Below are 8,910 nucleotides of genomic sequence, written 5' to 3'. Positions count from 1 at the left end.
TAATTTTTTAATTTTCTTAACGTTGTAAAACCGCGTTTTCCTGACGGAACCCCAAGTACAGAAAAAAGAGGGAAAAAGAAAAATTCCCTCTTTTTTGTTGGATGAAAAAAAAAGATCCATTCGTTACACTCATTGGAACTTATTTTTTCACCCTCACAAAATCATAAAAAATGTTAATAGGTAATATTGATTTCAAATAAAAAATAAAGTATACTAATACTAATAAAATTATACTGGTAAGCAAAAAAAAGTAGTTAGATTTTTTCTAGCTATTTTTTTATTTTTATTTTATATATTATAGGTTATTAACCTATAATATATAAAATGGATAATTTAGGTCAAATAAATAAAAATAGAGAGATTTGCACATCTCTCTATTTTCTTCGATTTTTATTCCTTGTTCAGCTTTGTATTAAAATTATAAAAGATTTAGATTAAAATATCAAGTTCTATCATTCAAAAAGTCGAAGACACTTTGGACAAGTCAAAACACGCTAGTTTCCTCGATTTTGCATAGCAAAAAAGAGAAACTATTAAGCGTGCACTCTCGTGATTTTCATTTCAACTCACTTTAAGCAATTGAATATTTTTTTAATTTTATTTAAAAGAAATATATTAAAAAAAGTTTCTTAAATTTTAGTTAAATATTTTTTTTATTTTTTATTAGATTATAGGTTAATAACCTCTATCATAATAAAGATATGTCATCTAAATCTGAAAGATAAAATTCATCATTTATTTTATAAACTCCATTTTTATTTTCAAATAAATCATTTCTTGGAGATTTGGGAGGTTGTTCATAAAATTTAGGTGTTCCAAGAAAAAAAGTTCCCTGTTCTTTCAAAGTAATTCTTTTAATTTCTTTTTCTTGATCTCTTAGTTTTGCCCTAAAATCACAAGAAGATAATCTGATGATAGCAAATTTTGCATTATATTTTTTTTGTAGATTTTCTAAGTCTTTTCTAAGATTTTCAACTGCTAAATTTATTTCTTGAGCAGAAATTTTACTAGATTCTAATTCATAATATAATTTTTTTAATTCTCTACTTGCGTAATCCTCATATTTCAAAATTTTTTTAGAATATGCCGTATTAATGTATGTTATAACACTTAGTACATCTTTATGTAAAATTGGTGGAATAAATATTTTAGGTAATTTTTTATTTTTAAATATATTTTGATATTCTTCCCCTAATTCAATAAGCTTTTGACAATTTTGATAAAAAATATTCTCATCTAAAATTTCATATGACCTTCTAACATATGTTTTTAAATATTGATATCTTATTTCGTTTATAATTTTACTAGAATTAATAATTTTTTCTTTAATTTCATATGCTTTAGCAAAAATTTTTTGTTCTGAAGCTTTTTTCATAAAATCATACACCTCCAGTATATATTATAGGTTATTAGCCTATAATATATACTACTGTAGAAATAAATTATTATCAAGATTTTTTTATAAAAAAATAGAGAGCTGTGCAATGCTCCCTATTTTTACTTATTATTCCTTTGTTCCAGCTTTGTGCTAAAATTATAAAATATTAAATTTAAATTTTCAAGGCTTATTTAACTAAGATAATCTTAAATTTCATCCAATTTCTTCATTATAACTAAGGTTTCTTTTAAAATATGACATAAATTACTATAAATTTTAATATCATCATATTTTAATTCTTCTCCTTTTCTATCCTTTAACCATTTTTGTGCAGGTTGGTATCCTCCAATATAACAATTCCAAGTATCAAGACTTACATTTTCAAAATACTGATATTCATTTATATAAATTTTTTCATTTTTATATACAGGTTTTTCTACTTTGTTATCTCCACAAACTGGAAAATTAATATTTGTTTCATAATTGTTTTTAAATAAAGTATGAACTTCTCTTAATTCTCTTCCCAAATTTGCATACTTATAAAATTCATCTTTATTTTTAGGATATCTAATTTTAGGATAATCTATTTTTAAATAACTTGCATATAAATTTCTATAAGATGGTGTATGTAATAATCCATATATATAATCAAAAATTATTAATTCTATGTCTTCACTTGTATTTTCTTTTATTATTTTTAATATTTTTTCAACAATTTCACTATTTAAATTTGAAACTTTATTATTTTTATTTAAAAATGCAAATTTATCGTTTTCAATATTTGTATATGTATATAATGGAGCAATTGTTTCTCCACCTTTATTATCCGATCTTATGAATCCATCTGCAACGATAAATTTTGAAGAAAATATATACAAATCTTTTGACTCAGGTTGTTGTCTTCTATAAATTAAACTTAGGTTATCCTTATCAACTAAATTTTTCATATTTTTTTCTCTTGCTCTTTCTAATTTTGAACAATCATAATATATATATCTATTATCAAATGGTCTATAGGAAATTTCTTTAATAAAAGTTTCATCCTCTTCTCCATAATATTCTTTAATATTTTTCTTTAAAGTTTCTTTATCTGTATTAATCAATATTTTATCTTTTCCAGTTACTATTCCTATTGATTTTGTTATAAACAAATCATCTAAAGAAAATCCTTTATCATATTCTTTTTTTAACTCAAAATTTATAGGTACCATATAATATTCTGGTCCTATATTTTCAACTTTTTTAAAGTTTATATTTTCTAGTTTGTTATTATTTAAAAAATCAAATTTTTCCTCTCTTTTTCCATATAAATCATAATGAAAAACTTCAGCTAATTGATTATTATTTTTTTTACCAGTTTTTATAAAAATATTTATTGAAACTCCCTGTTGAATATCAAAAACATTTTGATCTATTTCTCCATTAGGTGTTACTTCTTTTTTCTTGGCATTTCCATGTAAATCAATTACATAAATTTTATCAAAAGATTTTAATAGCTTCCATCTCATTCCTCTAAATGTAGTATTATCTAAAAAACCATGAGGATTAATAAAGGCTACAATTCCTTCTTTATTCTTATCAATACACGATTGAGCATATCTTATAAATTTAACATAGTCGTCATTTAGCCATTTAGGATTTTTTTCTTTTAACTTTTCTTTTCCACCTGGCTCCATTTTATAGTCTTTCATTAAATCCATAATCCAAGTTCCTTTATTAAAACTTTCTCCATTATATGGTGGATTACCTAAAATGCACATTACAGGGGTATCTCTCTTAATATAATTAGCTTCATTAGCTTCTTGACTTAGCCAACTTGCAAATAAAGTTGCCATATCAGGGTGATGTTCTTCTAAGGAATTTGTTAAATAAACACCTATTCTTTTATTTTTTTTAGGATTATATCCTGTTTCTTTTAAAAGCATTTCTAATTTAATATGTGCCATAGCATATGACGTCATTAATAACTCAAACCCATGTAATCTAGGTAATAAATGTTCTTCTACATAAGAACTCCACATTGATTTATTATTTTTAAAATACTCTTCATAAATAAAATTTAATGTTTCTGCTAAAAATGTTCCTGTTCCTGTAGCGGGATCAAGTATTTGAATTTTATGAACTACTTTTTCAGCTTTATGTCCTTGTTGATTTACTTTTATTTTTGTTGTGTCATAACAAGCAATTCCATTTTCCTTATTAAAATCTTTTTTTAATATTTCATCAACTGCTTTGACTATAAAATTAACAATAGGTTGGGGTGTATACCAAACTCCCCTGTTTTTTCTCAACTTTGGGTCATACTCATTTAAAAAATCTTCGTAAAAATGAATTATAGGATCTTGCATTTTCTTTTCTCTTCCAAAATCTTTCAAAATTTCATTTATATCAGCTGCTCTAAAAATATCTGCTAGCGAATCTACAATCCATATAATTCTTTCATCTAAATCATAGCCTGCTATATATTGAAATAGTTTTCTTAAAAAAGGATTTGTTTTTGGTATTAATTCTGCTGCTTCTTGTCTTGTAAATGTATCTAATGTTGTATCTTCTAAACGTGCCGCAAACATTCCATAAGCAATTGTTTGTGCATATATATCTGAAAATTGTTTAGGTGTTATATCGTGAATTAATAGTTCTTTAAATGCTTTCATTTGATCAATCAATGTTGTATTTTCTTGATTTTCATTATCTTCTACAATGGCATTTTCAATAATATATTGAAGCATTCTTGCTTTATCTGCCATTAAGATTGCTAAATCTTTTGGGTTCTTTATTGTTTGCCCTTCATAATTACAAAATTCTTTTAATTGGTCTTTAAACATTATAAAATTCTTCTCAATTGGAACTATTTTTCCATTTTCAACTTTGGCTATTGAAATAGTTATTAATAAGTCTTCTTTTTTATAAAATTCAAAAGTTAAATAATCTGTTATTATTAAATTATCTAAAGAAGATTTATATCTTTCAAATTGTTCTTTTAGACTTTTACTACTTAATTTTATTCCAATATCTTTAGCTTCTATATACCCTATTGGAATATTTTCTTTTCTTTTAGTTACTACATAATCTGGAGCTCCGCACTTTATTCTTTTTGGTTCATTTGTTGCTATCAATTTAGGAAACAAGGATTCTATTAACTCTTGTAGTTCCCCACGAAATGAATGTTCTGTAGTATTTCCTAAAATATATTTATCGTTTATTTTTTTTAAATAATTTTGTATTTCCATATACCCCCCATTTTTAAATTTATAGAATTTTTTTAGCTTTAATAATATTAATTTATATAATAATATTCTTAGTATTAACTATTTAATTTTTTAATAAAAATTAAAGACTAGGTGAGTGAGACACCTAGCCAGTGATTACCTAGTACCCTTTTTTACTTAGTAGAAAAAAAAGGACTATAACGATTAATATTCTTAACAATTTGTAAAGCACCCCCTTTCTAGGGTAGGCAACCACTGCTAAAAATTATATCATAATGCAAAAAATTAAAAAAGAGCTAGTTTCTCACTCCTAGCTCTTTTTCGTACAATGCTTTACAAACATTGAATATTAATCGTTGTTAAATTTATTATACTCTCTTCTTTTTAAAAAATCAATCTTGGTTTAAAATTTTTTCATCAAAAAATCTTTCATCAATAATTTTATATTCCTTTAACTTATCATAGTTACAACAACATTTTGCTAAATTTTTTCCAACAGTTGTTAATTGAATATATCCTTTTTCTATTTGATAATTGGGATCATTAATAAATGTTTTTACTTTAGGATGTTCTGTTAAAATTGATTTATAGAAAATTTCATTTGCAATATATTTTTGCGATTCTATTTCGATAATATTTAATCTCTGTAAATTATCTAAATAAATATTAATTTTTTCAGGGGTTTCTATAAAATTTAAAAATGATAACCATGTAAAATTTTTAATATATTGATTATGAGCTCCATTACTAGTCATTTTAAACACATCTATTTTTGGAATACGACCATTTTCTATAAAAGAAAATGGATATATCATATTAGTTGGTAATGGTAATTTATTTTCTATCAAAAATCTAAATACATCTCCACTATTTAAATACTCAATAATTCTAGCTTCATCCGGTTCTAATTGTTTTAAAATTTCAGAAAAAGAAACATGAAATTCATTTTCTTTTGATTTGTCTATAGAGCTTTTTAATAAATTTAAAAATGCTTCTTTAAGTTCTGAATCATCAATCGAATATTTAAGTCCCTCGTTAATATTAGCTAATACTCTAACTTTTGCTTCTTTTAAATTTTCTTTTTTTATTCCTTGAATTTTTTTTTCTAATTCTTTTTCTAATTCTTTATATTCTGATTCTTTTGCAATATTATATTTAATAATAGGATCTAATATAAAATATTTAATAGCTTTAATAGGTTGAGATATTGCATTTCCAATTTCTTTACAAGGTTCTTCCATGATATTTAATATTATATCTTCTTGTGTCATAAATTTCCCCCTTTTTCTAAATATAATTTTTTATGTTTAAATTATACAGTATATTATTTTATTATCAATAAGAAATCTAAGAATATTGATTAAAAAATTTTATGTTTAAATTATTTTTTTTATTAAATTTTTAAATATCGAATTCTTTCTAAAATCGTTTTTAAATGTGGTTGTTTTGTTTTTACTAGTATTTTATAGCAAATGGTGTTAAAATCGTTTTTTAGGCTATTTTATAGGTTTTAAATGCAGATTGAAATATAGGTTTAAAATTAAAAATCAATTAATTTTAAAATTTTAAAATTAAATTTTTTAATATTTTTTAATGTAAATTTTTAACTTACTCTCTTATTAAAAAGTATTAAATAATATTAAAGAGTATTAGGTAGTCGAAAGTCTTCTCTACAAGAGAATTTTGAGCACATATTCGAGGTCATATTGTTACATATTCGAGGTCATATTGTTACATATTCGAGGTCATATTGTTACATATTCGAGGTCATATTGTTACATAAAAAGGTCATAAATAAAAAAAGTCATTGACTTATACAAATAATGTCTGATATTATTGGTTCTATAATAGAACTAGATAACTTTTTGTTACAAGGGGGAATTATGGGAAAAATAGTTGAATATGATAGTAAAATGAATGAGTTGAATTTTGGCAAATTTAAAGAAAAAGAAATGGATTTATTTTTTTCTATTTGTTACAAAATGAAAAATGAAGGATTAAATGAAGTTATTTTAACATTTCAGGAACTAAAAGAATTATCTAATTATTCTAATAGAAACTTAGATAGATTTATAAAAGATTTAGAGAGTACATATGATAAAATGTTAAATATAAAGATTAGAACAGAAACAAAAACAACTATAACAAAAATAATACTTTTCACTAAATATAATATTGAAAAAGAAGAAAGAATAGTAAAAATAAAGATACATGAGGATGGTAAATATTTACTTAATGATATTGAAAAATTTACAAAATTTGACTTGATGGAATTTGTAAGTTTGAAAAGTTCATATGCAAAAAATATGTTTAAAATGCTAAAGCAATTTGATAATGAAGATAGCTATAATTGGTATCAAATAAAAATAGATGATTTTAAAGTAATGTTAGACATTCCAAAGAGTTATAAAATGATAGATATTGATAAAAGAGTTTTATCTCCAATCATAGAACAATTAAAACCTTATTTTTCAGGTTTAAAATTAGAAAAAATAAAAAAAGGGGTAAAAGTTGATTCTTTAAAATTTATTTGGAGAGCTAAAAAGAAGAAAAAAGTCGAAGAAATCCAAGCTATAAAGAAAAGAGATTCTATTGGAGAAAAAGAATTTAGGGAACATCAAGAACAAATTCAAGAAATAAAAGAAGAAATAAAACAAACTAATCAAATAGAAAAAATAAAAGTTACAAAAGCTGAATATGAAGACCTCTATAAGAAGTATTTAAAAGATCAAAAAACAGAGCATACTTTATTTACAAGAAAAGGGTTTGATATTGCTAATAAAAATAGATATGAAATTATAGAAAATAAAAAACAAAAGATTCAAGAAGAATTAGTAAGTTCTATTTATAAAATCTTTATGATAGAAAATGAGTTAGAAGAGAATTTAGAATCAAAGAAATTATTTGATGAATATTTAGAAAAAAATTATATTTTAACAAATGATTTTGAAAGTAAAGAAGAGTGGAATAATTTTTTAGAGTTTCAAGATGAGGTTTTAAACAAAGAAGGATATTTAACAACAAAAGAATTAAATCAAGATTTAACATATGATGAATATAAAGAGCATTTAGAAAGCGAAACTGACGATGACTATAATTCTTTAGGAGAAGTTCTGTTATCTAATGAATCATTAAAAGAAAACTTTCAAGAACAAAGAACACCTTTGAATGATGAAACTTTATTAGAAGAAATTAAAATTAGAGAGCAATTTTCAGAACTATTTAAAAATAGAGAAGATTATAATTTAGCATGGTTAAAAAATCAAATAGAATTAGAAGAACTTAAACAAATTTTAAATACAAAAAAAAATAAAATTGAAGTTAAAAAATTAGAAGATATTGAACCAGAAAAATTATTATCTAAAAAAGGAACCGCATTAAAAGGTGGTGCATTAGTTGCAAGATTAGAAAAAATAGCAAAAGATGAAAATATAAAAATTCAATATAAAGATAAAATAATTGGAGAATAAAAGAGGGAAAATAAATCCCTCTTTTTTTATATTTCAATTGAAGTTTCTAAATCAAAATGATATAATTAAAAGACAGTGCACGCTTACAAGTTTCTCATAAATGAGAAACCGCGTGAAGAAAATAATAACCTTAAAATAAGGTTATTAACAAGGTAAATTTTTTCAAAATTTGATTATAAGGAGGTGTACTTAGCATGGCAGAATATAGATTACATTATAAATATGGAAAAGTAGGAATGGCAAAAGCTCATGCTGAGTACATTCTAAGAGAAAATAAATATAACAAAAAAGAAGATTTAGTATATAAAGAATCGGGGAATATGGAATGTGTTATTGATGGAACATCAGCGATTGATTTTTGGAAAAGTGCTGATGATTTTGAAAGAGTTAATGGGAGAGCATATAGAGAATTTGAATTGAATATTCCTAATGAATTAACACATAAAGAAGGTGTTGAGCTTGTTAAAAATTTTGTGAAACAAGAGATAGGAAATAAACATCCATATTCTTTTGCCATCCATGAATCACATAGTAAAGATGGAGAGAAAAATCTTCATTGCCATCTTATGTTTTCTGAAAGAGAATTAGATAATATTTTAAGAACTAAAGAACAATTTTTTAGAAGAGCAAATTCTAAAAAACCCGAACTTGGTGGAGCTAAAAAAAATGATATTTGGATAAAAAAAGAATTGTTATTAAATATAAGAAAATCATGGGAAGTTTTATCTAATCAAGCATTAGAAAAAAATGGCTTTAATGAAAGAGTTTCTTGCGAATCTTTAAAGAAACAAAGAGAGATTGCTTTAGAAAAAGGTGATTATTTAAAAGCTGAACTTTTAAATAGAACACCAGT

The 8,910-nt window shown here is 23.5% G+C and carries 5 protein-coding genes; 2 read left to right on the top strand and 3 right to left on the bottom strand.

All coding sequences use genetic code 11. The features are described 5' to 3' along the window. Positions 1-688: 688 nt before the first annotated feature. From Q0O83_RS11385 to Q0O83_RS11375, 3 genes are all read right to left on the bottom strand, one after another. Positions 689-1,375, bottom strand: a complete 687-nt coding sequence (locus Q0O83_RS11385) for a hypothetical protein (protein WP_294097196.1) — start codon at positions 1,373-1,375, stop codon at positions 689-691. Positions 1,376-1,584: 209 nt separating this feature from the next. Further along, a complete protein-coding gene (locus tag Q0O83_RS11380; protein WP_294097195.1) occupies positions 1,585-4,608 on the bottom strand; it encodes a type ISP restriction/modification enzyme in 3,024 nt (1,007 codons plus the stop codon). A gap of 371 nt (positions 4,609-4,979) precedes the next feature. Then, positions 4,980-5,858, bottom strand: a complete 879-nt coding sequence (locus tag Q0O83_RS11375; RefSeq protein WP_294097193.1) for a DUF4393 domain-containing protein — start codon at positions 5,856-5,858, stop codon at positions 4,980-4,982. A gap of 612 nt (positions 5,859-6,470) precedes the next feature. Between Q0O83_RS11375 and Q0O83_RS11370 the strand changes: the two genes are divergently transcribed. Both Q0O83_RS11370 and Q0O83_RS11365 read left to right on the top strand, forming a co-directional pair. Then, entirely contained in the window at positions 6,471-8,057 is a 1,587-nt protein-coding gene (locus Q0O83_RS11370; protein ID WP_294097192.1) for a replication initiation protein, read from the top strand. Positions 8,058-8,251: 194 nt separating this feature from the next. Further along, positions 8,252-8,910 (top strand): MobA/MobL family protein (locus Q0O83_RS11365; RefSeq protein ID WP_294097190.1); only part of this gene is annotated, 659 nt, incomplete at its 3' end.

It is taken from the genome of uncultured Cetobacterium sp. (assembly GCF_945952365.1).
Classification (GTDB): domain Bacteria; phylum Fusobacteriota; class Fusobacteriia; order Fusobacteriales; family Fusobacteriaceae; genus Cetobacterium_A.
Note: the sequence above shows the minus strand (reverse complement) of the source record. Positions and strands in the feature narration are given on the sequence as shown.